This window comes from Halobellus sp. MBLA0158 (assembly GCF_041477585.1).
GTDB classification, from domain to species: domain Archaea; phylum Halobacteriota; class Halobacteria; order Halobacteriales; family Haloferacaceae; genus Haloquadratum; species Haloquadratum rubicundus.
This window is the reverse complement of the sequence record NZ_JBGNYA010000001.1, coordinates 1,853,191-1,878,576: the sequence shown is the minus strand read 5'-3', so window position 1 is coordinate 1,878,576 and position 25,386 is coordinate 1,853,191. Positions and strand designations below refer to the sequence as shown.

17 protein-coding genes, 2 tRNA genes and 3 rRNA genes are annotated in these 25,386 nt (G+C 65.6%); 9 read left to right on the top strand and 13 right to left on the bottom strand.

The features are described from left to right. Positions 1-6 precede the first annotated feature (6 nt). The 7 genes from OS889_RS09645 to OS889_RS09615 form a co-directional block, all read right to left on the bottom strand. Positions 7-414 (bottom strand): acyl-CoA thioesterase, encoded by a 408-nt coding sequence (locus tag OS889_RS09645; protein ID WP_372389432.1) that lies wholly within the window; start codon positions 412-414, stop codon positions 7-9. Positions 415-480: 66 nt separating this feature from the next. Beyond that, positions 481-771, bottom strand: a complete 291-nt coding sequence (locus OS889_RS09640) for a DUF7999 family protein (protein ID WP_372389430.1) — start codon at positions 769-771, stop codon at positions 481-483. A gap of 102 nt (positions 772-873) precedes the next feature. Further along, on the bottom strand, positions 874-1,179 hold the full coding sequence (gene cutA / locus OS889_RS09635; protein WP_372389428.1) for a divalent-cation tolerance protein CutA: 306 nt from the start codon (positions 1,177-1,179) through the stop codon (positions 874-876). 42 nt (positions 1,180-1,221) lie between these two features. Then, positions 1,222-2,085: a hypothetical protein gene (locus OS889_RS09630; RefSeq protein ID WP_372389426.1), complete on the bottom strand. Its 864-nt coding sequence runs from the start codon at positions 2,083-2,085 to the stop codon at positions 1,222-1,224. A gap of 224 nt (positions 2,086-2,309) precedes the next feature. Further along, positions 2,310-2,383: transfer RNA gene (locus OS889_RS09625), tRNA-Tyr, on the bottom strand. 35 nt (positions 2,384-2,418) lie between these two features. Then, the gene (locus OS889_RS09620; protein WP_372389424.1) at positions 2,419-5,004 is read right to left on the bottom strand and encodes a type I restriction endonuclease subunit M; all 2,586 of its coding nucleotides are present in this window, start codon (positions 5,002-5,004) and stop codon (positions 2,419-2,421) included. A gap of 33 nt (positions 5,005-5,037) precedes the next feature. Continuing rightward, positions 5,038-7,197 (bottom strand): DEAD/DEAH box helicase, encoded by a 2,160-nt coding sequence (locus OS889_RS09615; protein WP_372389423.1) that lies wholly within the window; start codon positions 7,195-7,197, stop codon positions 5,038-5,040. 810 nt (positions 7,198-8,007) lie between these two features. On the opposite strand from OS889_RS09615, the gene OS889_RS09610 reads away from it, so the two are divergent. Further along, the gene (locus tag OS889_RS09610) at positions 8,008-9,213 is read left to right on the top strand and encodes a Cdc6/Cdc18 family protein (RefSeq protein WP_372389421.1); all 1,206 of its coding nucleotides are present in this window, start codon (positions 8,008-8,010) and stop codon (positions 9,211-9,213) included. A 62-nt stretch (positions 9,214-9,275) separates the two neighbouring features. On the opposite strand, the gene OS889_RS09605 is transcribed toward OS889_RS09610, so the two are convergent. Continuing rightward, positions 9,276-10,049, bottom strand: coding sequence for a helix-turn-helix transcriptional regulator (locus OS889_RS09605; protein WP_372389419.1), 774 nt, complete (start codon positions 10,047-10,049; stop codon positions 9,276-9,278). A 77-nt stretch (positions 10,050-10,126) separates the two neighbouring features. Next, positions 10,127-10,687 (bottom strand): TATA-box-binding protein, encoded by a 561-nt coding sequence (locus OS889_RS09600; RefSeq protein WP_372389416.1) that lies wholly within the window; start codon positions 10,685-10,687, stop codon positions 10,127-10,129. A 560-nt stretch (positions 10,688-11,247) separates the two neighbouring features. Between OS889_RS09600 and OS889_RS09595 the strand changes: the two genes are divergently transcribed. The 5 genes from OS889_RS09595 to OS889_RS09575 all read left to right on the top strand — a co-directional run bounded on the left by OS889_RS09595 (position 11,248) and on the right by OS889_RS09575 (position 18,465). Beyond that, a 16S ribosomal RNA gene (locus tag OS889_RS09595) occupies positions 11,248-12,720 on the top strand. Between the two features lie 102 nt (positions 12,721-12,822). Beyond that, positions 12,823-12,894: transfer RNA gene (locus OS889_RS09590), tRNA-Ala, on the top strand. A 349-nt stretch (positions 12,895-13,243) separates the two neighbouring features. Beyond that, positions 13,244-16,157, top strand: a 23S ribosomal RNA gene (locus OS889_RS09585). A gap of 211 nt (positions 16,158-16,368) precedes the next feature. Then, positions 16,369-16,490 (top strand): 5S ribosomal RNA (gene rrf, locus OS889_RS09580). The 16S, 23S and 5S rRNA genes sit together here with 1 tRNA gene alongside, the layout of an rRNA operon. Positions 16,491-16,719: 229 nt before the next feature. After that, positions 16,720-18,465 (top strand): hypothetical protein, encoded by a 1,746-nt coding sequence (locus tag OS889_RS09575; protein ID WP_372389415.1) that lies wholly within the window; start codon positions 16,720-16,722, stop codon positions 18,463-18,465. A gap of 160 nt (positions 18,466-18,625) precedes the next feature. Here the strand turns inward: OS889_RS09575 and OS889_RS09570 are convergent, their stop codons facing one another. Continuing rightward, complete coding sequence (locus OS889_RS09570) at positions 18,626-19,015, bottom strand: hypothetical protein (RefSeq protein ID WP_372389413.1); 390 nt, start codon at positions 19,013-19,015, stop codon at positions 18,626-18,628. Continuing rightward, positions 19,012-19,368: a DUF8124 family protein gene (locus tag OS889_RS09565; RefSeq protein ID WP_372389410.1), complete on the bottom strand. Its 357-nt coding sequence runs from the start codon at positions 19,366-19,368 to the stop codon at positions 19,012-19,014. Before OS889_RS09565 ends, OS889_RS09570 begins: the two co-directional genes overlap by 4 nt. 169 nt (positions 19,369-19,537) lie before the next feature. Here OS889_RS09565 and OS889_RS09560 point away from each other — a divergent pair, with 169 nt between their 5' ends. The 3 genes from OS889_RS09560 to OS889_RS09550 all read left to right on the top strand — a co-directional run bounded on the left by OS889_RS09560 (position 19,538) and on the right by OS889_RS09550 (position 23,285). Next, positions 19,538-20,728: a redox-regulated ATPase YchF gene (locus tag OS889_RS09560; protein ID WP_372389409.1), complete on the top strand. Its 1,191-nt coding sequence runs from the start codon at positions 19,538-19,540 to the stop codon at positions 20,726-20,728. Between the two features lie 78 nt (positions 20,729-20,806). Then, positions 20,807-21,403 (top strand): cyclodeaminase/cyclohydrolase family protein, encoded by a 597-nt coding sequence (locus OS889_RS09555; RefSeq protein WP_372389407.1) that lies wholly within the window; start codon positions 20,807-20,809, stop codon positions 21,401-21,403. 52 nt (positions 21,404-21,455) lie between these two features. Then, positions 21,456-23,285 (top strand): PAS domain S-box protein, encoded by a 1,830-nt coding sequence (locus OS889_RS09550; protein ID WP_372389405.1) that lies wholly within the window; start codon positions 21,456-21,458, stop codon positions 23,283-23,285. A 33-nt stretch (positions 23,286-23,318) separates the two neighbouring features. Here the strand turns inward: OS889_RS09550 and OS889_RS09545 are convergent, their stop codons facing one another. Continuing rightward, positions 23,319-24,305: a hypothetical protein gene (locus tag OS889_RS09545; protein WP_372389403.1), complete on the bottom strand. Its 987-nt coding sequence runs from the start codon at positions 24,303-24,305 to the stop codon at positions 23,319-23,321. A gap of 91 nt (positions 24,306-24,396) precedes the next feature. Beyond that, positions 24,397-24,846, bottom strand: a complete 450-nt coding sequence (locus tag OS889_RS09540) for a universal stress protein (protein WP_372389401.1) — start codon at positions 24,844-24,846, stop codon at positions 24,397-24,399. Between the last annotated feature and the right edge of the window lie 540 nt (positions 24,847-25,386).

Sequence of the window (25,386 nt, the reverse complement as noted above, 5' to 3'; positions counted from 1 at the left end):
GAGCGCTCAGGCCTCGGCGTCGAGCACCGCCCGCCAGCCGTCCGGGAGCGGCGCCGACGCGCCGGTCTCGGGATCGACGACTACCTGGACCGACGAGCCGGTGGCGACGACCTCGCCCTCGAAGGTGAGTTCGTAGGTCAGCTCGAACGAGGAGTCGCCGACGTCGCCGGGCTCCATCGCGACGGCGACGGTGCCTGTCCCTTCGATCGGCGTCCGATAGTCGAGCTCCAGGTGCGCGACGACGACGCCGAGGTCGGCGGCGCGCTCGCCGAGAACCGCTTCGAGAAATCTGACGCGGCACTGCTCGCAGTAGGTCGCGTACACGACGTTGTTCACGTGGCCGACGGCGTCGAGGTCGCGGAACCGGACTTCGTGCTCCGTCTCGTAGGGGAACGCGATCGAGTCAGTCGACATACCGCTCCCTCGGGGCGGACCGTAGAAAAACGTCCGATCGGATCACCGCGGGACGTGGTGCTCCGGCTACGGCGGCTGTCGGAGTCCTCGATCGGATTCGACGGCGGCCGCGTCGGCGGCTCTCCGATCGGGGATCGCCACGGCGCGCCACACGTTCGCGCGGACGCCGACGCGAGCCATCGCCAACGGGAGGACCGCCTCGGCCGGGAGGGAGCCGAGCCGGCGTTCGAGTTCGGGCGTCGCGTACTCGCAGACGTGGCGGATCTCGTTCGTCTCACACAGTTCGACGGTCATCGTCCCGTGGTCGTTCATCGGCCGCCGAACGACGACGCGGGCCGGGCAGTCGCGATCGGACATCGTTTCGAAACAGACGCCCGCGGCGCATAAGCCGATATATGAGGCCTACTAGCCGGTATTGGGAGCTACGTATCGTTGCATTCTGGGAGTACTCGACTCCGGTCACGCGACCTCGCTGTCGATCCACCCGGCGAAGGAATCGAGCACGTCGGCCTCGTCGAAGCGCTCGATACACGGCACGTCGTTCGGGTGTTCGGCTTCGAGGGCCGCCTTCAGGTCGGGGTAGCGTTCGGCCGTCGTCTTCGCGAGGAGGATCGCTTCCGGCTCGGCCTCGTGGACGTCGCCGTCCCAGCGGTAGGTCGATCGGCAGTCGACGACGTTCACGCAGGCCGCCAGGCGCTCGTCGACGAGGAACGACGCGAGGTCTTCGGCCGCCGCCCGCGGGGCCGTGACGTAGGCTGTCGGCATCGTCTCCCCGTGTGCGTCGCTCGGTAATAAGCCGTTCCGGACTCAGTTCACGTAGTAGCCCTGCGGGTCGGTGTCGGCGACGACGTGGCCGCACTTGGTACACTCCCAGGTGTCGGCCCCGAGTCGCTGGTAGCCGTCGCGGAGGCCCGGACCGTGCCACGCCGTCCAGTCGAGACCGCACCCCGGACACGTCTCGGGGAGCCCGACGTCCGAGGGGTCCGGCCCCCGTTTCGATGACCGCACCAGGTCGTCGAGCCGATCCGGACGGCTCTTGATCGCCCTGATGTCGTCCTGACCGAGGTAGCCCCGGAAGTACGAGAGGTACCTCTCCGTGCGGTCCCGCGCCCGTTTGAGGCGCTCCAGGCGCTCGATCGTCTCGTCGTCGGGCGCGTCCGCACTCCGATGCCGGAATTCGCAGTGCCGGATCGAGACGGCGATCTTGAAGTATCGCTCCATCGTGACGACGTAGTACGCGCGGACGTACAGCCGCGTGATCAGGTCGGTGAACGACTCGCGGTCGACGGGCCGCACGACGGCCTCGTCGTGCGGGACGTCGCTGGCGTCGAGTTCCGCACCGCTCGACGCCGAGAGGCAGATCCGAGCGGACGGCGACGTCGCGATGATCCGCGGCACGAGCTTCGAGAGCCGCGATTCGGGGACGGCCAGAGACAACACCGCCACGGCCACGTTCTCCGAGAATTCCGCCTCGAACGACGCGGACGTCGTGAACGTCTCGACGGGGAGCCGGTCGGGCATCGAGTCGGCGATCTCGGCGCAGGTGCCCCCGTCCGCGAGGACGAAGACCGCCGCTCGAAAGCGGGGTCGCGGCTCGTTCGTCGACGCCCCCTCCGGGGCGGCCGCTGGGCCGTCGGGCCGGTCGGCGCCGTCTGTGGGAGCGTGTGCCATACTGTGACGTTCGTCGGGGAGAGGTGATAGCTTTAGGCGTTTATTATTATAAATGATAATTATGTTTGAGTGGGAGCGCCGCTGGCCCGAGTCAGACGGCCGATACCGACAGATCCGTTGCTTGGTACTACGTTCGATATTCGTCGCCTCTTGGCGAGAAATCGGAGACTGCTCTGCGGTCGGCGAGACCATCGGTGTCGATTCGGGTTCGACAGGAGATCGAGTCCGCTCTCCCCGATTTGAACGGGGGGCAAGCCGATCTACAGTCGGCTGCTCTACCAGGCTGAGCTAAGAGCGGGCACCTCAAGGTAGCGCCGCTGTCGGACTTAAGGGTTACTCATCGGGGTCGCGGACGGCCCGGTCCCGTCGGTCGGTCTCGTCCGAGCCGTGTTGGGTGCGTGCGGTCAGGAATTCCTCCGCGGTGCGATCGATCTCCGCCTGGACCGACGCGAGCTCCGGAATCGTCTTGCGGTTGTAGGCTCGCTTCGAGCAGTCGACGTGCTGGGGGACGATGTCGTGGGCGGTTCGAGTCAGCTCCGCCAGTCGTCGCTGTGTTCGGTCGCCCGTCCACGCCGGCAGCGCGAGCCGTTCGACCGTCGACTTCGAGAGGCTGGACTTCCCGCCGGAGGCGACGTCGCGGAGGCATCGCTGATAGGGGGCGGAGTTGAGCAGACCGCAGAGATAGAGCGCCTCGCGTTCGTCGTCGGTCCCGACGAACATACAGTGATCGCCCGGGACGACGGGCTTCTCGCCGAGGAGCGGATCGGTCACCGTCGAAACGACGGCAAAGTGGGGCTTGAACCCGAGCCGGCACCAGACGACTTTGTAGTCCGCCCACGTGTACGGCCCGAGGCCGAAGAGCGAGTAGAACGGGCCGTCGTCGAACCACGTCGAGCCGCGGTCGGTCAGACGGTCGCGGTGTGCGTCGAGGTACGCGTACGTCTGTGGGGCCTGCCTCCGGAGCTCCGCTTCGTTGTCCTCGCCGGCTTTCCGCTGTGGGATCAGCTGCCGATCGTAGCCGAACAGGCCGTATTTGACCACGTGTTTGGACTTGAGGTAGGGGTAAAGGTAGTCGGGTTCGAGGTCGTGGCGGTCGATCGTCTCCCGGTCGACGGCGTAGACGGACTTCGCGTCGTCCTTCACGCCGTGGCGGATCCGGTAGGCGCTGTCACCGAGGGCTCGCCGCTCCGCGTCGGCGCGGATCCACGGCGACGTCGGCTCGTCGGGCGCCGCCGGGACGAGCCGGGTCGTCGAGCGGTCGAGCGACGCCCGCATCCTCGCCAGGGACCGAAATCGGTCGCGGCCGTCATCCGCCGAAGGAGTCGCGTCGGGGTCGTCGCTTCGGGCGCGCCACTCGGTCGTCGGGACGCCACCGTCGCCACCGATTTCGTCTCTATCGACTCCGGTTCCGTCCGAACCGGCTTCGGTTCCGTCTCCATCGGCCTCTCCAGCTATCTGATCAGCCGCCCGATCGCCCACGCGGAGCGAGAACAGCGCCGTGCCGGCGTCGACGTCAGGGAAGGGACAGAGCGGGCCGAAATCGTGGATCCGCTCGTGTTCGAGGCCCCGTTCGCCCAGCGTGGACCGTCGAGCGCGGGCCCCCGCGACGCCCGTGAGGACGTCGCGCTTCAGCACCACCGCAGCGCGCCCACCGTCCCGGAGGAGCCGGTCCAGACACGCCCAGGCGTACGAGACCGAGAGGTCGTCGTTGGCGTAGCCGAGTCGGGCGTCGGCTCCCTCGCGGTCGAACAGGTCGAGCGCCGCGTCGGCGATCGGGCCGTCCCGCCAGCGCGACTTCGTCCGCTCTGTGAGCCCGTCCCAGGTCAGCCACGGCGGATTCGCGAGGAGCGCGTCGGCCCGGCGGCCGTCAAGCGGCGGGTCCGCCGCTATGGCGTCGACGGCGTCGCCCAGGACGACCCGCGGCGCGAAGGTGGGGGTGCCGTCGGCGCTCCTCTCAGCGGCGATCTCGGCGAGGAGGGACCGGATCGCGAGGACCATCGCGAGACGCGACGCGCGAACGGCCGTCGGCGAGACGTCGAATCCGCGGACGGCGTCGAGGATCGATCGGACTCGGTCGGTGGGGTCGCGATCGGTAGCGGAATTGGGAGCAGGATCGAAAGGAGGAGCGGAGTCGGACTCGGAATCGGAGTCAGGATCAGACCCCGGGATCATCGCGCGCGTCGCGGCCGCGAGGAACGCTCCGGCGCCGCAGCCCGGATCGAGGACGGTCGGGAGTGAGGTTTGGTCGCCGCTCGCATCGTCGAGAAACGGACCGAGCGCCTCCTCGACGGCGAGTTCGGCGATGCCGGTCGGGGTGTCGTAGCGGCCGAACGCCCGTCGGAACGACAGCGACACGGACGCCCGGTGCAGTCGGGCGACGGCGTCCGGGTCTGCCCCGCGAGCGAATCCGTTGGCGGCGGCGACGAAGGCCGAGCGCTCGTCGTCGGCAGCGTCGATTCGGGGGCAGACGTAGTCGTGGACGGACTCGAATCCGGGGTCGTACGGGATCGACGAGCCGACTCCGAGAGGTCGCCGCACCGAACAGTCGAACTGGCGTTCGAACGCCTCCAGCACGGAGCGAAGTCGGAAGTCGAACGCGAGCGTCTCGACGAACAGCGACCGGGCGATTTCGGTCCGGGAGTCGTCGTGGTCGTCTACCGGGTCGTCGCGGTCGCCTGCCAGGTCGTCGCGATCACTCGCCAGGTCGTCGACGACGCCCCCGTGCCGGTCTCGGACGTACCGGCGCCACGATTCGAACGCGTCCGCGACGGGTCGCGCGTCGAGGGAGTCCCGGAGTGCGGTCCGGTATCGGCGTACGTAGTCGCCGTCGACCAGGTCCTGCCAGTCGCCCGAGCCGTCCGCTGGAGTCGCGGACGCAGGGGCGGTATCGGTCCCCTCTGGCGAGCGCGAATCGGTCATCAGAGTGTCCGTCCCATCTTCGGTCGGTTCCGTCTATGCTCCGCCGGTCGTGTCCAACGACGTTTCCGGCGAGACCGTGTCGTTCTCGGTCTCCCCTTCGGACGGTTCGGTCTCCGCCGCGTCCGCGCCGTCGTGATCGGTACCGTCGCCGTTCCGATCGCGTTCGGTTTCGCTCCGATCGGGTTCGGTTTCGCTCTGGTCTCGTTCAGTCTCGCTCCGGTCGCGTTCGGTCACGCGGACGCCCTTCTCCGCGAGGTGTCGCATCTGCCGCTGGGCGAAGTCCTCCTCGGAGGTCCCGCGGGTGGCCAGCACGTACACCGTCGAGCCGCCCGCGGGACGCATCGTCCGCCCCGCGCGCTGGGCGCCCTGGCGACGCGAGCCGCCGAGTCCCGAGGCGACGATCGCGACCTCCGCGTTCGGGAGATCGATGCCCTCGTCACCGACGCGCGAGACCACGAGGACGCGACGGTCGCCCTCGCGGAAGGCCTCGAAAACGCGCTCGCGGCGGTAATGGGCCATCTCCCCGCTGACGAACGGGACGTCGAGCGCCTCGGAAATCCGCTCGCCCTGGTCCAGCCAATCGACGAACACGAGCGTCTTCGCGTCGGAGTGAGCATCGAGCAGGCGGCGCGTCTCTTCGATCTTCTCTGGGTTCTCCGCCGCGATGCGGTGCCTGTCGCGGCCCTCGGCGCTCGCCCACTCGTTGCGGGCGAACTCGTCGCTCCAGGGGAGATAGCGGATCTGGACTTCCGGCTCCTGAACGTAGCCCGCCTCGAAGAGCCGCGACCAGTCGGTCCCGATCGGCGAGCCGATGAGCGTGAAGATCTCTTTTTCCTTGTCGTCTTCGCGCACGGGCGTCGCCGAGAGCCCGAGCCGGTGTTTGGCCTGGAGGTCGGCGCTCCGGCGGTAGATCCGCGAGGGGATGTGGTGGACCTCGTCGTAGACGACGAGCCCCCACCCGCGGGAGTCGAACAGCGAGCGGTGGCGGTCCATCCCGGCGGTCTGGTAGGTCGCGATCGTGACCGGCCGGATCTCCTTTTGGCCGCCGTGGTACTCGCCGATCTGGTCCTCGCTGAGGGTCGTGTGCCGGAGGAGTTCCTCGCGCCACTGGCCCGCGAGCTCCCGGGAGGGGACCAGAATCAGCGACTCGCCGCCGATCTCGGCGAGGACGCCGATCGCGGTCACGGTCTTTCCGGCGCCCGACGGCCCGACGAGCACGCCGGCGCGCTGGTCGAGGAAGCGGTCGACCCAGTCGCGCTGGTAGTCGCGTAGCTCGACCGTCAGGTCGACGTCCAGGGGATCGCCGGTGTCGAGGTCGCGGTCGTCCTCGACCGGGTAGCCCGCCTCGTAGAGGACCCGCTTGATCTGGGCCTCCTTCCCCTCGCGGACCCAGCTCTCGGTGTCGGAGATGGGCGCGACCAACTGCTCGTCGTCGAGCTTCTGGCGCGCGACGTTGCCCATCAGGCTCTCGGAGGCGGCTTCGAGGACGACGTAGCCGTCCTCGTGGGTGTAGAGCCGGAATCGGTTGGCCCGCTTCCACTGCGAGGCGATCCAGTCTTCGAGCTGCGGCGAGCGCCGCGGCAGGACCGACCGGACCAGCGAGAGCAGGTCCTCGACGTCGTCGAAGGGCGCCTGCCAGACGTCCTCCTGGCGGATCTCGTAGATGTAGCCGCGGGTGTCGGTCTCGCGGTCGACGGTCGTCCGCTCGCGCTCGCCGGTGGAGTCGACCAGGTGCGCGAACTGCGAGAGGCGCGCTCGCGTGTACTGGGTCGGTTGGTCGACGACGATCTCGCGGCGTTCGGGAAAGAGGATGATGCGCTCGCGCTCGGCCAGCCGATCCCACTCGCTCGGGTAGTAGACGACGGGATCGGTCTCGACGTTCACGCGCTCGACCTCGCCGTCTTCGACCAGCGCGTCCAGTCCCTCGGCCGCGTCGGCCTGGGAGAGACCGAGCCGCCGTGCGACGGCCGAGGCGCTCGCGAGGGGACGGCCTTCGGCCTCCAAGGCGTCGCGGAACTGCTCCAGATCCACGCCGTCGGCCGCCCGGATTTCGGCGGAGCCGCGCTCGGTCCCCTGATCGCCCCCGGCGTTCGTGTCGGCGTCCACGAGGGAGTCCGCGGCCGATCCGGCCGTCTCTGGGACGCCATCCGGATCCGATGGCTCCGGTCCGGCCGTCCCGTCGTCGTCCGTCATCGTCTCACGGAACGGTCCCGACCGGGAAACGGTTTGCGACTGGGTCGGTGTGCGATACGATTGGGCGGGAGCGAAATAGGGGAGTCGCCAGCGCGAACTCCCCCGCGGCTGCCAACGGGAACCCCCGGCGGACCTTCCCGGACGTCACTGGAACCCACACCACGTTTCCGGTGAAATGGGTGCGGATGTTGCGGCCGCCGCCGGCGGCATTCAGAGGCCGTACACCTCGTTTCCGGTGAAACTGAGGGCGAGATCCGTGGCGGTGACACCGGATTTCCGATGAAACTGCGCCCGTTCGGCTATCGGTGATTCTGGTGAACGCGAAGCGATCGCTAGTGGGTGCAAAACCGCGAATACTGGAACACCGTCATCGGGAGACACACCACGTTTCCGGTGAAATGGGCTGGTAATGGGCTGATATCCGTCGCCGGCGTAAATATTCCGACCTTTAGAAAGCAACAAATAAGTAGGGGCGTTTCGTACCTACCGCTGACTCCAGTCGCACGCTAGTGAGTCGCTTTTGTCTCCGATTCACCACCTGAACCGATCCCGCTGCCGCGTGGTGAAAATGCGGTGAAATCCCGGGTCGTGTCCGGATCCGACGAGTGTCGTGATCTCACCGTTGCTTTCGACCGTCGCCACCGTTCGCTGTTCCGAGCACACCACGTTTCCGGTGAAACAGATCGGGCTTTCGAGTGGATCTCCACGCCCCTTTTCGCCCATTCACCGGAAACGCGGTGTGTGTGTCGTCGGCGACGACGCCCGTTCCGAATAACAACGCATTTCATCGGAAACCCGGTGTCCTACGGTATGCCGAACACCAGCGACGACCTCTTCACTCGGGAGGACCCCATCTTCGCCAACAAGGAACTCCTGGAGATCAATCACCTCCCCGGTGAGGGTCGGATCGTCGGCCGCGACGACGAGATCTCGGATCTGGCGGCCGCGGTCAATCCCGCGATCTTCGGACAGAGCCCCAGCAACGTCCTCATCTACGGGAAGACCGGGACGGGGAAATCCCTGTGTGCGAAGTACGTCTCCCAGCGCCTCGTCGACACCGCCGGCGAGGAGGACGTCGAGGCGACGTTCGCCTACGTCGACTGCGCCCAGGACACCACCGAGACGCAGGCGGTCCAGACCATCGCCGACAGCGTCAACGAATCGGGGGCGACGGGGATCAAAGTCCCCGACAAGGGCCTCAGCACGTCGACCTACTACAAGCGGCTCTGGCGAATCCTCGACGCGCAGTACGACGTCGTGTTGATCATCCTCGACGAGATCGACAAGCTCTCGGACGACGACATCCTGATGCAACTCTCGCGAGCGGGCGAGGCCGGCAAGATCGAGCAGTGCAAGCTCGGCGTGATCGGGATCAGCAACAAGATCCAGTACAAAGACCGGATGGACGAGCGGGTCAAATCCAGCCTCTGCGAGCGGGAGTTCGTCTTTCCGCCCTACGACGCGAACCAACTCCGGAACATTATGGACGCGCGGTCGGACGCCTTCCGCGACGACGTCCTCGACCCCTCGACGATCCCGCGCGCGGCGGCGTTGGCGGCGCGGGAGCACGGCGACGCCCGCAAGGCGATCGACATCCTCCGCTATGCGGGCGAGATCGCACAGTCCGAGGGCGCCCAGACCGTCCGCGAAGAGTTCGTCACCCAGGCGCGCGAGCGCGCCGAGACCGACCGCTTCAGGGAGCTCATCCGCGGCTCGACGCCGCACTCCCGGTACGTCCTCCAGGCGCTGGCCATCCTCTCGCTGTCGAGCGAGCGGCAGGAGGGCTTCCGCACGAGTCGCGTCTACGAGGTCTACGAGAACATCTGCGACGGCCAGGGCTCCGACACGCTCTCACTGCGCCGGGTGCGCGATCTGCTCAAGGAACACGCCTTCCTCGACATCATCGAACAGTCCAAACACAGCGGCGGGAGCGCCGAGGGCAGCTACACGAAACACCAGCTGCTCGAAGATCCCGAAGTCGTCAAGGAAGTCCTGCTCGAAGACATCGACGAGTGAGGTCCTCGCCTCGGTCTGTCTCGGCCGATCTCGTCGGCCCTGGATTCTGAGCTTCAGAAGCCCTACAATCTCGCCTTTGACTGCTCGCGGATCCGCTCGAAGGTGTCGGCCGCCCACTCTCGGAAGGCGTCGGTCCGACCGTCGACGCTCGCGACGAGGGTCCCGTCGTCGTAGGCGCCGAGGTAGGCGTGACCGTCGACGAGCATCAGCCCGAACTCCAGCGTCTCAGGCGAGACGTAGAGCGTGAACTGATCGAGCCGTTCGGCGCGTTCGAGCGCCTCGGGAAACTCCGAGGCGGAGGCGGTGAGGACGCTCTCGTCGATCACAAGGTCGATCCGGGTGTCGGGGCCGATGACCCGCGCCGCGGCCTCGTTGAACATCCGGCTCACGATCGGCGTGATCCCGAAAAACTCCTCGACCGGCTCGTCGCCGACGACGTCTCGGAACCGATTGATCGGCGCGTGGGGGTTCTGGGTGGTCGCCCGCGTGAGGGTGAGCGCGTCGAGCTCACGGCAGCTCAGGTCCGGGTCGACGCCGCTGAGGTGGACCAGGAACTCGCGGTACTCCTTCGAGACCGCAACGCACCTCTCGAAGTCCTCGTAGCCGCTCGCGACGAGTCCGCCGGCGCGCGTCAGGCGATAGCCCTCGGCCGTCGAGACCTTCTCGGCCCACCCGCGGTCGACGAACGCCGAGATGGTCCGTTGGGCAGTCTCGCGTGCGCACGAGCAGCGCTCGGCCAACTCCGTCGGCGTGGCTGTCTCCGAGCGGAGCGCGAACAGCGCCTCCACGCGGAGTTCCGAGCCGGCCAGGAACGCGATATCCTCCCGCGCGGTCATCGGTTCGGCGGCGCGACACCCTCCCGTTGGGTCACACTCTCACACCTCGCTGGAACGTCCGATTGGTCACGGTAATCCTATCCGAGCAGGCCCAGGTCGTCGATCCGCTTTACGATCTCTTCGACCGCGGTCTCGGCGTCGTCGGTCCGCTTGCCGCCCGTGATGACGATCTTACCGGATCCGAACAGGAGGATGACGACCTCGGGTTCGTCCATCCGGTAGACGAGCCCGGGGAACTGCTCGGGCTCGTACTCGACGTCTTCGAGACCGAGCCCGATCGCGAGCGCGTTGAGGTTGAGGTTGTGGCCGAGGTCCGCGCTGGAGACGATGTTCTGGACCGTGATCTCGGGGTCCTCGTCGACGGGGATCTGCAGTCCGCGGAGCTTCTCGAAGATGATGCCGAGGGCCTCGTGGACGTCGTCGATGCTCTTTGCGCCCGTGCAGACGATCTTGCCCGAGCGGAAGATGAGCGCGGCGGCCTTCGGCTCTTGGGTCCGGTAGACGAGCCCGGGGAAGTTGTCCGGATTGAAGTCGGCTCCGGGGAGGTCCTCCGCGAGCGCTTCGAGGTCGAGCTCCTGGCCGATTCCGGTCGATGCGACAACGTTCTGAATCTCGATTGAATCTGCCGGCGAACTCATGCTCTGTTTTTATTATCTCTGCCCTCCCTTATAAAGGCCCCCGTTATAAAGAACGGGACGACCGAATTCTCTTCATCATCGTGCGCGAGCACGCGTGACTCGCGCCCGGACACGGGTGGGCGAACGGTCACTCGATGTCGTCGTTCGGCCGCGGTGTTAGACGATCACACATATCTCACAGGAATTTTCGGAGATCGTTCGGAATCAACGGGGTTAAGTACGACCCTCGCATCAGACGGTAATGCGAAGAACACAACGCGACTGCGGGCGGTTGAACTCCGCTCGCGCTCGCTTTCCGACCGCCGCGGACCATCGCGCCGTGGGGCGAAACGGATCCAACGGGTTTATACCCATCCGCCGTTTCGCTTGAGTCGGACACGATATGAGGATTCCACCCCTGCGGTCCGCCGTACAGATGGGATCTGATGTTAGCCTTGGTGGTTCGGTGACACCTGTCTGGTCGATCCGAACCACACGGACCACGCAATGATATATGGTGATTCTCCCATCTTCTGATGGGAAATCCCGCCACACCCCTCTCCCCACACGGGGAGAGACCCATTCCGGTTGATCCTGCCGGAGGCCATTGCTATCGGAGTCCGATTTAGCCATGCTAGTCGCGCGAGTTCAGACTCGCGGCAAATAGCTCAGTAACACGTGGCCAAACTACCCTCTAGACACGGACAACCTCGGGAAACTGAGGCTAACCCGTGATACCGCTCTCACGCTGGAATGCCGAGAGCTGCAAACACTACGGTGCTAGAGGATGTGGCTGCGGCCGATTAGGTAGACGGTGGGGTAACGGCCCACCGTGCCCATAATCGGTACGGGTTGTGAGAGCAAGAGCCCGGAGACGGAATCTGAGACAAGATTCCGGGCCCTACGGGGCGCAGCAGGCGCGAAACCTTTACACTGCACGCAAGTGCGATAAGGGGACTCCGAGTGCGAGGGCATATCGTCCTCGCTTTTCAGCACCGTAGGGTGGTGCTGGAACAAGGACTGGGCAAGACCGGTGCCAGCCGCCGCGGTAATACCGGCAGTCCAAGTGATGGCCGATCTTATTGGGCCTAAAGCGTCCGTAGCCGGCCTCGAAAGTCCGTCGGGAAATCCACGCGCCCAACGCGTGGGCGTCCGGCGGAAACTCCGAGGCTTGGGACCGGAAGGCTCGAGGGGTACGTCCGGGGTAGGAGTGAAATCCCGTAATCCCGGACGGACCACCGATGGCGAAAGCACCTCGAGAAGACGGATCCGACGGTGAGGGACGAAAGCTAGGGTCTCGAACCGGATTAGATACCCGGGTAGTCCTAGCCGTAAACGATGTTCGCTAGGTGTGGCACTGGCTACGCGCCAGTGCTGTGCCGTAGGGAAGCCGAGAAGCGAACCGCCTGGGAAGTACGTCTGCAAGGATGAAACTTAAAGGAATTGGCGGGGGAGCACTACAACCGGAGGAGCCTGCGGTTTAATTGGACTCAACGCCGGACATCTCACCAGCTCCGACTACAGTGATGACGGTCAGGTTGATGACCTCGCCACGACGCTGTAGAGAGGAGGTGCATGGCCGCCGTCAGCTCGTACCGTGAGGCGTCCTGTTAAGTCAGGCAACGAGCGAGACCCGCACTCCTAATTGCCAGCAGCAGTCTCGACTGGCTGGGTACATTAGGAGGACTGCCAGTGCCAAACTGGAGGAAGGAACGGGCAACGGTAGGTCAGTATGCCCCGAATGAGCTGGGCTACACGCGGGCTACAATGGCCAAGACAATGGGTTGCAACCTCGAAAGAGGACGCTAATCTCCGAAACTTGGTCGTAGTTCGGATTGAGGGCTGAAACTCGCCCTCACGAAGCTGGATTCGGTAGTAGTCGCCTTTCACAAGAAGGCGGCGAATACGTCCCTGCTCCTTGCACACACCGCCCGTCAAAGCACCCGAGTGAGGTCCGGATGAGGCCATCTCACGATGGTCGAATCTGGGCTTCGCAAGGGGGCTTAAGTCGTAACAAGGTAGCCGTAGGGGAATCTGCGGCTGGATCACCTCCTACAGACCGAGACCAGGCCGACGCGCCTGGCTCACTTTCACTCATCGCGTGGATCGTGTACCAGATCGACCGGACAGGCACCTTAGAACCACCAAGGCTAACAGGGCCCGTAGCTCAGCGGTAGAGCACCTCCTTTGCAAGGAGGACGCCCTGGGTTCAAATCCCAGCGGGTCCATACTTGGGCGCTCATCATCGCGAAACACATCCCTTAAGTGGGAGACAGCGCGAGGATGAGATCCCAACGAACTGATGCACCATCCCGTGAAAGCGCGGATGGGAAGGGTTCGACGCACGCTCCGGCCGCCACCGGACGTGCAATGACGACCGTGTGTACGCGCGCAATCCAGACGCCCACTGAACCCGTTCACACGAACGGCTCGTGGACGTCACAGATCACTGTACCAGTATACTGTCCACTACGGACAGTCCGTCTGTCGGAAGACAGACACACCGCCTATCACTACGATAGGCACCTAACAGACGGTCTCGCCTACCCAGGCGAGACTGGTTCCAACGACACTCAATACCGTTGGCTACTGTACTGGCTGGTGGATGGCTCGGCTCGAGAGCCGACGACGGACGTGCCAAGCTGCGAAAAGCCCGAGGGAGTCGCACGGAGACTAAGAACTCGGGATCTCCGAATGGGAATCCCCACCGCAATTGCCTCGCGCAATGGGGAACGCTCCGAATTGAAACATCTCAGTAGGAGCAGGAACAAAAAGCAACCGCGATGTCGCTAGTAACCGCGAGTGAACACGACACAGTCCAAACCGAAGCCCTCACGGGCAATGTGGTGTTCGGACTGACCATAATGAGACACGCTCTCACGAGAAATCTCCTGGAACGGAGTGCGATACAGGGTGACAGCCCCGTATCGTGAGAGCGAGTCTCTGGGTCAGCTCCAGAGTAGCGAGGATTGGATATTCCTCGTGAACATCGCAGGCATCAACTGCGAAGACTAAACACTCCTCGAGACCGATAGCGAACAAGTAGCGTGAGCGAACGCTGAAAAGCACCCCGAACAGGGCGGTGCAATAGGGCCTGAACTCAGTCAGTGATAGAACGACGCGGCACAAAAGGTCCTCAAGAAAACGACCGTGGGGCGACCCACCAGTAGAAACCTGAGGAAGCCGGTGTCACGTCGTGCGTTTTGAAAAACGACCCAGGGAGTGCATCCCTATGGCAAGCCTAACTGGATCATCCAGGCAGGCGCAGGGAAACCGATATGGCCGCAGCACTTTGTGCCAGGGCCACCGTGTTCAAGCGCGGGGAGTCATAGTGATGCTACCCGAAACCGAGTGATCTACGCGCGGGCAAGGTGAAGCGTGGCGAAAGCTGCGTGGAGGCCTGCAAGAGTTGGTGTCCTACAATACCCTCTCGTGACCCGTGCGTAGGGGTGAAAGGCCCATCGAACTCGGCAACAGCTGGTTCCAGCCGAAACATGTCGAAGCATGACCTCGACCGAGGTAGTCTGCGAGGTAGAGCGACCGATTGGATGACCCGCCTCCGAGAGGAGTCGGCCATCCTGTCGAACTCCGAACTTGCAGACGCCGTAGACGTCGGGAATCCGGACTGCGGGGTAAGCCTGTGGTCCGTGAGGGAGACAACCCAGAGCCGGGTTAAGGTCCCCAAGTGTGGATTAAGTGCAACCGAAGGTGGTCTCGAGCCCTAAACAGCCGGGAGGTGAGCTTAGAAGCAGCTACCCTCTAAGAAAAGCGTAACAGCTTACCGGCCGAGGTTCGAGGCGCCCAAAATGATCGGGGCTCAAATCCACCACCGAGACCTGGCAACGCCCATCACAGGGCGACTTAGTAGGCTTGGCGTACTGATCGGGCGGAAGCTCGGGCGAGAGCTCGCGTGGACCGATTAGTAACGAAAATCCTGGTCACAGTAGCAGCGAGAGTCGGGTGCGAACCCCGACGGCCTAACGAGCAAGGGTTCCTCGGCACTGCCACTCAGCCGAGGGTTAGCCGGTCCTAAGTCCTACCGTAACTCGACTAGGACAATTGGCAAACTGGTTAATATTCCAGTGCCACCGTGCATCACGCCGACGCTTTGGGAAACAGCGAGCGGGGCCTTCGCCCCGTCGAATCGTGGAAGATCGTGGACGCCGTAACGGCAAGAAGCGATCGAATCGCGAGACAGCGCAAGTCGCTGGTACCGAGAGCCCGTGAAAAGGCGCACGGTGACCGTACCGAGATCCGACACAGGTGCTCAGGCAGCGAAAGCCAAGGCCTGTCGGGACCAACCGGCGTTAGGGAATTCGGCAAGTTAGTCCCGTACCTTCGGAAGAAGGGATGCCTGCTTTTCATCGAGCAGGTCGCAGTGACTCGGACGCTCCGACTGTGTAGTAACAACATAGGTGACCGCAAATCCGCAAGGACTCGTACGGTCACTGAATCCTGCCCAGTGCGGGTATCTGAACACCTCGTACAAGAGGACGAAGGACCCGTCAACGGCGGGGGTAACTATGACCCTCTTAAGGTAGCGTAGTACCTTGCCGCTTCAGTAGCGGCTTGCATGAATGGATCAACGAGAGCGTCACTGTCCCAACGCTGGGCCCGGTGAACTGTACGTTCCAGTGCGGAGTCTGGAGACCCCCAAGGGGAAGCGAAGACCCTATAGAGCTTTACTGCAGGCTGTCGCTGGGACGTGGTCGCTAACGTGCAGGATAGGTAGGAGTCATTACACAGGTACCCGCGCTAGCGGGCCACCGAGACACTCCTGAAATACTACCCGTTAGTGACTGCGACCCTCACTCCTGGCGGAGGACACCGGTAGCCGGGCAGTTTGACTGGGGCGGTACGCGCTCGAAAAGATATCGAGCGCGCCCAAAGATTTCCTCATCCGGGTCGGAAACCCGGAGAAGAGCGCAAGAGCAAACGGAAGTCTGACAGTGATCTTCCCAACGAGGATCGCTGACGCGAAAGCGTGGTCTAGCGAACCAACGAGGCTCCTGGATGGGGCCCGTTGATGACAGAAAAGCTACCTTAGGGATAACAGAGTCGTCACCCGCAAGAGCACATATCGACCGGGTGGCTTGCTACCTCGATGTCGGTTCCCTCCATCCTGCCTGTGCAGAAGCAGGCAAGGGTGAGGTTGTTCGCCTATTAAAGGAGGTCGTGAGCTGGGTTTAGACCGTCGTGAGACAGGTCGGCTGCTATCTATTGGGGGTGTATTGGTACCTGCGAGGAACGGTCGTATAGTACGAGAGGAACTACGACTGGGTGCCGCTGGTGTATCGGTTGTCCGAGAGGGCAGATGCCGAGCAGCCACGCACCACGGGGTAAGAGCTGAACGCATCTAAGCTCGAAACCCACCTCAAAAAGAGGTACCACCGAGGACACTCGTAGAAGACGAGTTCGATAGACTCGGGGTGTACGCACCGAGGCAACGAGGTGTGAGCCCGCGAGCACTAACAGTCCAAAGCCACACTCATATCGAGACTTGAGTGTCAGACAGAACCGCAACACGACTGGTACGTGAGACGCTCACGAACCACCGTGCGAGCGGGTTCAGGCGGTAACTGGATTGCGCGCACTACACACGGTCGAATCCATCGGACCGATCAGCGAGACGCCACCGACAGTGGTCGACGAACTGTTCGATACCGAGCAGTTCAAGATGGTTCGATTCCATCAGTCGGCTTGAAGGCGGCCAGAGCGGCAGGGAAACACCCGTACCCATCCCGAACACGGAAGTTAAGCCTGCCAGCGTGTCAGCAAGTACTGGAGTGAGCGATCCTCTGGGAACACTGACTCGCCGCCTCACCACTCATACTACACTCATCACACACCGAGAGCGACGCGCTCGCCCAAGCGAGCGCACCGCTCTCGATTATTACCATCCCACACCATAGCCTCAGCACTCCGCTCGCTGGGCCAGCCCGCCGAACCGAGTCCAAAGACCGTTAAATCGGGCTAAATCGGGCTAAATCGGCGGGAAGACGGGCTGAGCGAGTTCCCGGTTTATGATGGATACGGTGTAACGGCCGAGTGCAATGAACCGCAGCACGTTCGCACTCGTCGCGGCGTTCGTGGTCCTCGGGATGGCCGTCGTCCCGTCGGCCGCGAGCGCGGCGACCGGACTCGCGGTCGACGTCGACCAGCGCCCCGAGACGGGCGAGGCAGTCGTCACCGTGACCGCAAACGAGAGCGCAGTCGAGAACGCGACAGTCGAAGTCACAGGGGAAAGCGCGTACGCGGGCAACGGGACGTACACGACAGCCGCCGACGGCACCGTCGTGCTCCCCGAGCCGGCCGAGACAGTCACCGTGACGATCAACGCCTCCAGCGACGGCGTCAACGCGAGCCAGCAGGTCGAACTGCGCCCCCGCGAGGACGCACTCGCCGTCTCCGCGGCGCAGAACGACGACGGCACGGCGACGATAACCGTCACGCAGTACGACCAGGCGATCGAGAACGCGACCGTCGCGGTCAGTTCCGAGACGGCCTACGACGGGAACGGGAGCTACGAGACCGACGCCGACGGCGAGGTCGCCCTGCCGAACCCGAACGAGACGGTTTCGGTGACCGTCGAAGCGAGCGCCAACGGCGCGAACGCGAGCGCGAGCGTCGAGTTGGTGCCGCTCTCCGAGTCCCTTGACGTCGCCGTCGAACAGAGCGACGACGGCACGGCGACCGTGACGGTCACCCAGTACGGCGAGGTCGTCGAGGGCGCCACCGTGAACGTCACCGGCGAGGAGAACTACTCCGAGGCGGGGACCTACGCCACCGACGCCAACGGCACCGTCACGCTGGACCAGCCCGAAGATACCCAGCAGGTGACGGTGACCGCGAGCGTCGAAGGTGCGAGCGCCGAGACGACGTCCGAGCTCGCCGGCTACGCGAAGCTCGAAGTCTCGGCGGTCCAGAACGACGACGGCGTCTTCGTGCGCGTCACGCACGGCGACGACGCGGTCGAGAACGCCACCGTCGAGATCGAGGCCGACGGCGACTACTCGGGCACGGGCACGTACGCGACCGACGCCGACGGCGAGGTCGCCCTCCCGCTCCCGCAGGAGAATGTCACGATCACCGTGACCGCCAGCGCGGAGAACGAGACCGCGACGACCACGGAGCGGCTGACCGTCGAGTTCGCCCAGCAGGGGCCCTTCGGCCAGGCCGTCGCCGGGTTCGTGAGCGCGCTCCAGTCGGCCGGCTTCGACGGCCCGCCGGGACAGATCATCTCGGACTTCGTCACCGGCAACAACCCCGGTAACGCCGACGAAGCGCCCGGGAACTCAGGCAACGCCCCCGGGCAGGACGACAACAGCGAGAACGAGACGGCCGAAAACGAGACCGAAACGCCCGAAGCGGCCGACGATGCCCCGGGCAACTCCGGCAACGCCCCTGGGCAGGCTGCCGACGCGCCCGGCCGCTCCGGCGACGCACCGGGACAGTCCGAGAGCGCGCGGAGCGGCGGCGCGGGTAACGCCGCAGACGCTCCCGGTCGGTCCGGCGACGCGCCGGGTCGCTCCGGTCAGGCCGGTCCCGACGACGACACCGAAAACGAGACCGACGACCGCGGCCGCGACGGCGGACCCCAGGCCGCGGATGAGGACGAGGACGGAGACGACGAAGTCGAGTCCGAAGAGGCAGAGACCGAAGACGAGGAGGCCGAGAACGAGGAAGCCGAGGATGACGAGTCCGAAGCCGGCGGCGGGTCGTCCAGCAGTTCGGGCAACGGAAACGGCAACTCGGGCGGCGCGCCCGGGAACTCAGGCAACGCCCCCGGCCAGAACTAATCGAGTCCCGACTGATAGTGAGTACTCTCGTCTCTTCCCGCCCAACGCCGTCACCGGTGGTGGCGTTCGGCGGTAAACAGCGAGAGTAATCACTATGACTCCCTGAATCCCCATCGAACGGCCCTCCGACACTCCGCGCGATTCGTTTTTCGCAGTCAGTTCACCGCGACGCCTCGGCGTCAACGACCCTGACGGGATCGACGCCGGCCGCGGCCGCGACGGTCGTCGCGTCGACGTCGAAGCGACGGCGGGCGAGTCGCGCCCCCGCGACGACCAGCTCCTCGTGCGGGTCGCTGTCGCCGGGAATCCAGGCACCGGCGTCGATGCCGTCGCGCGGGCTGGCAGAGAGCGCCCGGACGGCGACGGTGCTCACGAGCGCCGCGCCCGCGCGATCGACGCTCACGGATTCCGCGGGCGGCGAATCCGCCTCCGCGCCGGCGCGCGCACGGTCGAGGGCACCGGCGAGCGCGAAGTAGCGGCGGGCGTCGGTCCCGTCGACGAGCGCCCGTCGGAGCGCCGCGTCGACGACATCTTCGAGCGCGTCGGTCACGCTGGAACCGCGGTCTCCCGGAAGTCGACGTCGGTCACGGTCCCGTCAGGGCGGAGCGAGACGCGCCCGAGCGTGACCGTCTCGCCCGTCTCGGCCTCCTTCGCGATCCGCCGGAGCGTCGCCTCCCGGTCCAATCGCTCCCAGACGGTCCGCTCGACGAGCCGCTGGAACGCGTCAGGGTCGGACCACCCAGAATCGATGTCGGCGGGCACGTGGACCACGAACTGGAACTCCGTTTCGGTGACGTGGATCCCGACGCCGAAGGTGTCGGCGTCCGGGTCGGCAGCGTCGCCTTCGCTGTCGATGTCGGCACCGGCGGCCGGCGCGTCGTCCCCGTCTCCCGTCTCTGTCATATCCACCAGTGCGTGCGCGTCAGGCAAATACCCCGCGGTGGACGGGGCTGAAGCGACCCGCGCGCGACCGTCACGCTATCGCCACACGGTCGCGTTGAGCTATGTGATCACGTCACAGCGCGGGCATAGATAGCACGCCTTTTGACTGGCGAGGGGCTGTCGTGACCCAATGAGCTACAAGATCGGACTCGTCGGCAAGCCCTCCGTCGGCAAGTCCTCCTTCTTCAATGCGGCGACGATGAACGACGTGCCCGAGGGCGCGTACCCCTTCACGACGATCGATCCCTCCGTGGGGGAGGCGTACGTCCGCGTCGACTGCGCGGCCCCGGAGTTCGACGAGACCTGCACGCCCTCGGTCGGCTTCTGCGACGACGGCGTCCGGTTCGTCCCGGTCAAGCTCGTCGACGTCGCGGGGCTCATCCCCGGCGCCCACGAGGGCAACGGCCTCGGCAATCAGTTCCTGACCGACCTCAACGAGGCCGACGTCCTGGTCCACGTCGTCGACTTCTCCGGGACGACGGACATCGAGGGCGAGCCCACAGAGGGCCACGACCCCCGCGACGACATCGACTTCCTCGAAGAGGAGCTCGATATGTGGTACCTCGACATCTTGGAGAAGGGGCTCGAACGCTACCGCTCGGGCTACCACGGCGAGGAGGCGAACGTCGAGGAGGACCTCGCAGAGCAGATGTCGGCGTTCAAGACGAACAAAGACGAGATCAAGCAGGTCCTGCTGTCGACGGGCGCGGGCCTCGACCCCGACGAGTGGGACGACGAGACGAAAGCGCGCGTCGCCCGCGAGATCCGGAAGCGGACCAAGCCGATCGTGATCGCGGCGAACAAGATGGACACCGACGCGGCCCAGGAGAACTACGCGGAGATCACCGCCGACCCCGACTACGACCACCTCACCTTCGTCCCCACGAGCGCGCACGCGGAGAAGGCGCTCAAGAAGGCCGACGAGGCCGGCGTCGTCGACTACCAGCCCGGCGCGTCGACCTTCGAGATCGTCGGCGACCCCTCCGAGGAGCAGGCCGCGGGGCTCGAACAGATCCGCGAGTACGTCGCGGAGTACGACGGCACGGGCGTCCAGGACGTCCTCGAATCGGCGCTCTTCGACGTGATGGGCGCCATCGCGGTCTTCCCCGGGAGCGCGAACGGCCGCGCCGACACCCAAGGCGTCTTCCGCGACTGCTTCGTCCTGCCCGAGGGTTCGACGACCGAGGACTTCGCCTACCACCTGCATTCGGACATCGGCGACGGCCTCCTCCACGGCATCGACTGCCGCTCGAACCGTCAGGTCGGCGCCGACCACGAACTCGCCCACCGCGACGTCGTCGAGATCGTTACCACGAACTGAGCGTCGGGACGACCCGATCAAAGCGGCGTCGCCGGCGACGGCCAAACACTCAACACCGCCGTGGCCGAAGCACCGACGATGTCCCCAACCGAGCGGACGGTCGCGGAACTGACCGACGGGATCGCCGCCGAGCGCGTCGCGCCGGCGGGCGGGACGGCGCTCGCCGTCTCGGGAGCGATGGGGGCCGCACTCTGTGAGATGTGCTGTGTCCACTCGGCGGGCGACGTTCCGGACCGGGACGCAGAGCGCCTCGCCGACTGCCGTGCGGCGCTCGAACGCCACCGCGAGACGCTCCTCGCGCTCGCGGACCAAGACGCCGCCGTCGTCGACGAACTGTTCGGGAGCGGGTCGGAAGAGTCGACGGCGCGCGACCGGAAGCGGGCCGCCACCGTCCCGTTCACGGTCGCGGAGACCACACTCGAAGTCCTCCGGCTCGCCGAGACCGTCGTCGACCTGGGACGCGGCGCGGTCGTCGCCGACGCCGAAACGGGGATCTGTTTGGCCGAGAGCGCGTTCCGGGGATCGCTGGCGACGGCCCGCCGGAGCCTCGCGTGGCTCGACGACCCTGACTTCGGGGCCGACCTCCGCGAGCGGGTCGACGCGCTGGAGGCGGCCGCCGCCGACCTCGATCTCCCGTGCGACCGGGCCGACCGTCACGGTCGATCCGGCACGTAACTGTCGTCGCGACGAGAAATCTCTAATACGCTCGCCCGTGAACGGATCGTCTATGGCTTCGGGGATCCGGGTGCTGCACGTCGACGACGATCCCCAGTTCACCGACCTGGCCGCCGCGTTTCTGCCGAGACACGGCGATGACCTGACGGTCGAGTCGGCCCACACCGTCGAGGACGCCCTCGCCCGTCTCGACGCCGAGCGGATCGACTGCGTCGTCTCCGATCACGACCTCACGGCGACCACCGGCATCGACTTCCTCGAGACGGTGCGGGAGCGCTATCCGGATCTCCCCTTTATCCTCTTCACGAGCAAGGGATCCGAGGAGGTCGCGAGCCGCGCCATCTCCGCCGGCGTCACCGACTACCTCCAGAAGCAGCGCGGGACCGAACAGTTCGAGCTGCTGGCGAACCGCATCGAGCATGCGGTCGAGCGGCTCCGGTCCCAGCGGACCGCGGACAACCGCAAGCGACGCCTGGAGACGCTCGTGAGCAACCTCCCGGGGATGATCTATCAGTGCCGGAACGAGTCCGGGTGGCCGATGGAGTACGTCGCGGGCGAGACCGAACGCCTCGTCGGATACACGCCCGAGGAACTCCAGTCCGGGGACGTCGAGTGGGGCGCGGACGTCCTCCATCCCGACGAACGCGAGCGGACCTGGGAGATCGTCCAAGAGGCGATCGAGGACGACGAGCCCTTCGAGTGTACCTATCGGGTCGTGGCCTCCGACGGCTCGATCAAGTGGATGTGGGAGCGCGGGCGGATCACCGAGCGGCCGCCGAGCGCCGCCGAACTCACGGCCGTCGACGGTGAGACAGAGCGGGTGCTCGAAGGGTTCATCACGGACATCACGCCGCTCAAAGAGCGGGAGGCCGAACTGGAGCGGAGCGAGCGGCGGTTCCGCGCCATCTTCGAGGACCCGAACGTCCTCGTGGGACTGCTCGCGCCCGACGGGACGGTCAGGGACGTCAACCGCACCGCACTGGAGTACGTCGACGCCGAGCGCGAGGAGCTGATCGGGGCGGCGTTCCGGGAGACGCCGTGGTGGCCCGAGACGTCGCGGCCGGACGTCGACGAGTGGATCGAACGCGCGGCCTCGGGAGCGTACGTCGAATTCGAGAGCAAACACCCGGTTCCGGGCGGCGACTCGGTCTTCGTCGAGGGGATGTTCCGGCCGGTCACAGACGACGAGGGGGCCGTGACCGCGATCGTCGTCTCCGCGCGGGACGTCACGGCCCGGCGGGAGCGCGAGCGGGAACTCAGGCGGCAGCACGACCGGCTCGACGAGTTCGCGAGCTTCATCTCCCACGACTTCCAGACGCCGATCGCGACCGCTCGGGGCCGGCTCGAACTCGCGCTCGAAACCGACGACGAGGCGCACATCGAGCGGGCTATCGACGCCGTCGACCGGATCGACGAACTCAGAACGGACCTCGCCGAGACCCTACGGAACGGCGAGGTCGTCGCCGACCCCGAGCCGATCGCCGTCGAGGAAGCCCTCGAATACGTGTGGGCGACGGCCGACCCGGGCGCGGGGGCGTCATACGAGGTCGTCGACCCCGTCGAGATCGAGGCCGACCCCGAGGCGTTCCACCGGCTCCTCCAGAACCTCGTGCGGAACTCGATCGAGCACGGCGACGACGACGTCACCGTCCGGATGGGCCCGCTCGAAGACGGGTTTTTCTACGAGGACGACGGTCCCGGCGTCGATCCGTCGATCAGGGAGGAGCTGTTCGCGCCGGGGTTCTCGACGAAGCCGGACGGCACGGGCGTCGGACTGGGGATGGCGAGCGTCCGCCAGGTCGTCGCCGGGCACGGCTGGGAGATCGAGGTGACAGACGCCAGCGCACTCGGCGGGGCGCGGTTCGAGATCAGGGATACCTGACGCGACTGCTCCGCCGGGATGGGCCGCCGCCCGTCAGGACCGAGCCTCCCTGAACGCGAGGCGATAGTCGTAGTACACGCCATCGTAGCGGAGGAACGTCCGCCCCTCGTCGTCGACGCCGGCGTCCTTCCTGATGTTGCCGTCGAGGTAGGCCCGCTTGTGCATCGTCCGGAGGAGCTCCCGGTACGCCGCCGAGTAGGGGTGTGACTCCTCGTAGGCGTCCCGCCGGGCCGCGTCGACGACGTCGCGGGCGCCGGCCGAGAGGTCGGCGCGGTCGAAGCGCGCGTCGACGAACCTCGCCCGGAGGATCGCCTCCATTTCCGCGGGCGAGTCGGCGACCGGCTCCGCGACGGCGCGGTAGATCGGCTCGTAGAACGTCTCCCGCGAGATCTCGACTGCGTACCGCCGGTCGCGATAGGTGACGAACGCCGGTTCGTTCGCGAGGAGTTCGCTCGACTCGACCCGATCGGTTCCGCGGTAGACGAAGCCGCCACGCTGGACGAGCCCCCACGGCGCGCCGCCGGGATTCCCGCGGGCCCGGGTCGCCATCTGCGCGATCCGAACCGCCGTCGCGTCGCCCTCGGGGAGGCTATCGGCCGCGACGGCGTCGGCTCCGTCCTCGGTATCGGAGTCGGCGCAGCGAAGCCGGAGGATCGGGTGGACCGCCTCGGCCTCGCCGACGACGATCGATCCGAGCCGATAGTACGTCCCGTCCCGCCTCGCGTAGACGGGATCGTCGGGAGTGGCGAAAAACGGCTTCCGGTACTGGGTCGTGTACGTCTCGCCGTCGAGGACGGCCTCGAACGCGGCCTCGTCCCAGTCGGGGGTCGTATCGGCGAGGTCGACGACGAACGGGTCCCGGAGCGTATCGCCGGATCGCGAGAGCGCGAGCGCAAGCGTGGTCTCGTCGGCCTCGTCTGTGCGTCCGTCGAACGAACTGAGACAGCCGGCGGTCGCGATCAGGGACGACGCCGCGACGGCGCCGAGAAACTGTCGTCTGGAGGGGAGAGGGTCTGTCATCGGGGACGATCGTCGCACGATTTCCGTCGCGCTCGCAAAAAAGCCGCGGTGCGGTGTCGGCCTCTCGGCTGACGCTCGCCAGAGGCGTGGATTACCCCTCGACGGGGGTTTTGACCACCGTGACGGGCATCTCGGCCAGCCGAAGGACGCGGTCGGTGACGCTGCCGAGCAGGCTCCGGTACTCGTCCGGGCGGCGGCGCGTCCCCATCACGACCAAGTCGACGTCGGTCTCGCGAGCGAACTCGACGATGGTCTCGGGCGGACGCCCGTGTCGGAGCGCCGTCTCGACGGCGACGCCCGCGTCCCGCGCGCGGTCGGCGACCGCTTCGACCACCTCCTCGCCGACCTCTTCGAGCCCGTGTTCGGGGCCCTCGCGCTCGTCGACGTACTCGTCGCCGCTGTAGGCGTCGTAGACGTCGCTGTCGACGACGTAGAGCACGTGCAGCGTGGCGTCGTGGTGGGCCGCCAGCTGGATCGCGTGGTCCGTCGCCCTGTCCGATGCGGCCTCGCCGCCGGTCGCGAGCAGGATGTCACTGTACATAGGTGAAGGTAGCATACCAACCGTAAAAAAGCACGATGGTGGCTGCGGGGTCTTCGGAATCGCGGTGTCGGATCGGCGAGTGGTCGTGGCGACAGGGTGGAAAGTGAGTCATTAAATAAATCTAGAAGAGTTGTTTCTATATTTACTACTGTGAGTTGGCCCAAAATAGATTCTGAGTCGTATAATACTTTATTAACTAAAATAGTACTTAAGTTTGTAATTTATAATACTATTCCAAGATACCACGATAGAATCGCCGCGGCGCGGCACACGATGCGTCGGAAGGAAGGTTTTTGTACGATGGTGACCGTATCGACATCGTGTTACGTGGTAGCAATAGCGGTCTCGACCACTTGAACGTGTCATACGTGCGGATCTCGTCCGGTACTCCGGTGGTGCGATGTCGGTGATGTCTTCGCTTTGCGACCGCCGGCGCGAGGGGACACGGGACACGGCGCGGTTCACACGGAGATTCATATGATAACGAACGACAGCGACGACGGCGAACACGCGACGAACCGGAACGCTCGACGCACCAGA

What these genes read in the sequence shown, in the direction of transcription:
- OS889_RS09640 (WP_372389430.1), bottom strand. Translation starts at nt 771, where the DNA reads ATGTCCGATCGCGACTGCCCGGCCCGCGTCGTCGTTCGGCGGCCGATG.
- OS889_RS09645 (WP_372389432.1), bottom strand. Translation starts at nt 414, where the DNA reads ATGTCGACTGACTCGATCGCGTTCCCCTACGAGACGGAGCACGAAGTC.
- OS889_RS09560 (WP_372389409.1), top strand. Translation starts at nt 19,538, where the DNA reads ATGAGCTACAAGATCGGACTCGTCGGCAAGCCCTCCGTCGGCAAGTCC.
- OS889_RS09610 (WP_372389421.1), top strand. Translation starts at nt 8,008, where the DNA reads ATGCCGAACACCAGCGACGACCTCTTCACTCGGGAGGACCCCATCTTC.
- OS889_RS09605 (WP_372389419.1), bottom strand. Translation starts at nt 10,049, where the DNA reads ATGACCGCGCGGGAGGATATCGCGTTCCTGGCCGGCTCGGAACTCCGC.
- OS889_RS09565 (WP_372389410.1), bottom strand. Translation starts at nt 19,368, where the DNA reads ATGACAGAGACGGGAGACGGGGACGACGCGCCGGCCGCCGGTGCCGAC.
- OS889_RS09600 (WP_372389416.1), bottom strand. Translation starts at nt 10,687, where the DNA reads ATGAGTTCGCCGGCAGATTCAATCGAGATTCAGAACGTTGTCGCATCG.
- OS889_RS09545 (WP_372389403.1), bottom strand. Translation starts at nt 24,305, where the DNA reads ATGACAGACCCTCTCCCCTCCAGACGACAGTTTCTCGGCGCCGTCGCG.
- OS889_RS09540 (WP_372389401.1), bottom strand. Translation starts at nt 24,846, where the DNA reads ATGTACAGTGACATCCTGCTCGCGACCGGCGGCGAGGCCGCATCGGAC.
- cutA (WP_372389428.1), bottom strand. Translation starts at nt 1,179, where the DNA reads ATGCCGACAGCCTACGTCACGGCCCCGCGGGCGGCGGCCGAAGACCTC.
- OS889_RS09575 (WP_372389415.1), top strand. Translation starts at nt 16,720, where the DNA reads ATGAACCGCAGCACGTTCGCACTCGTCGCGGCGTTCGTGGTCCTCGGG.
- OS889_RS09620 (WP_372389424.1), bottom strand. Translation starts at nt 5,004, where the DNA reads ATGACCGATTCGCGCTCGCCAGAGGGGACCGATACCGCCCCTGCGTCC.
- OS889_RS09550 (WP_372389405.1), top strand. Translation starts at nt 21,456, where the DNA reads ATGGCTTCGGGGATCCGGGTGCTGCACGTCGACGACGATCCCCAGTTC.
- OS889_RS09630 (WP_372389426.1), bottom strand. Translation starts at nt 2,085, where the DNA reads ATGGCACACGCTCCCACAGACGGCGCCGACCGGCCCGACGGCCCAGCG.
- OS889_RS09555 (WP_372389407.1), top strand. Translation starts at nt 20,807, where the DNA reads ATGTCCCCAACCGAGCGGACGGTCGCGGAACTGACCGACGGGATCGCC.
- OS889_RS09615 (WP_372389423.1), bottom strand. Translation starts at nt 7,197, where the DNA reads ATGACGGACGACGACGGGACGGCCGGACCGGAGCCATCGGATCCGGAT.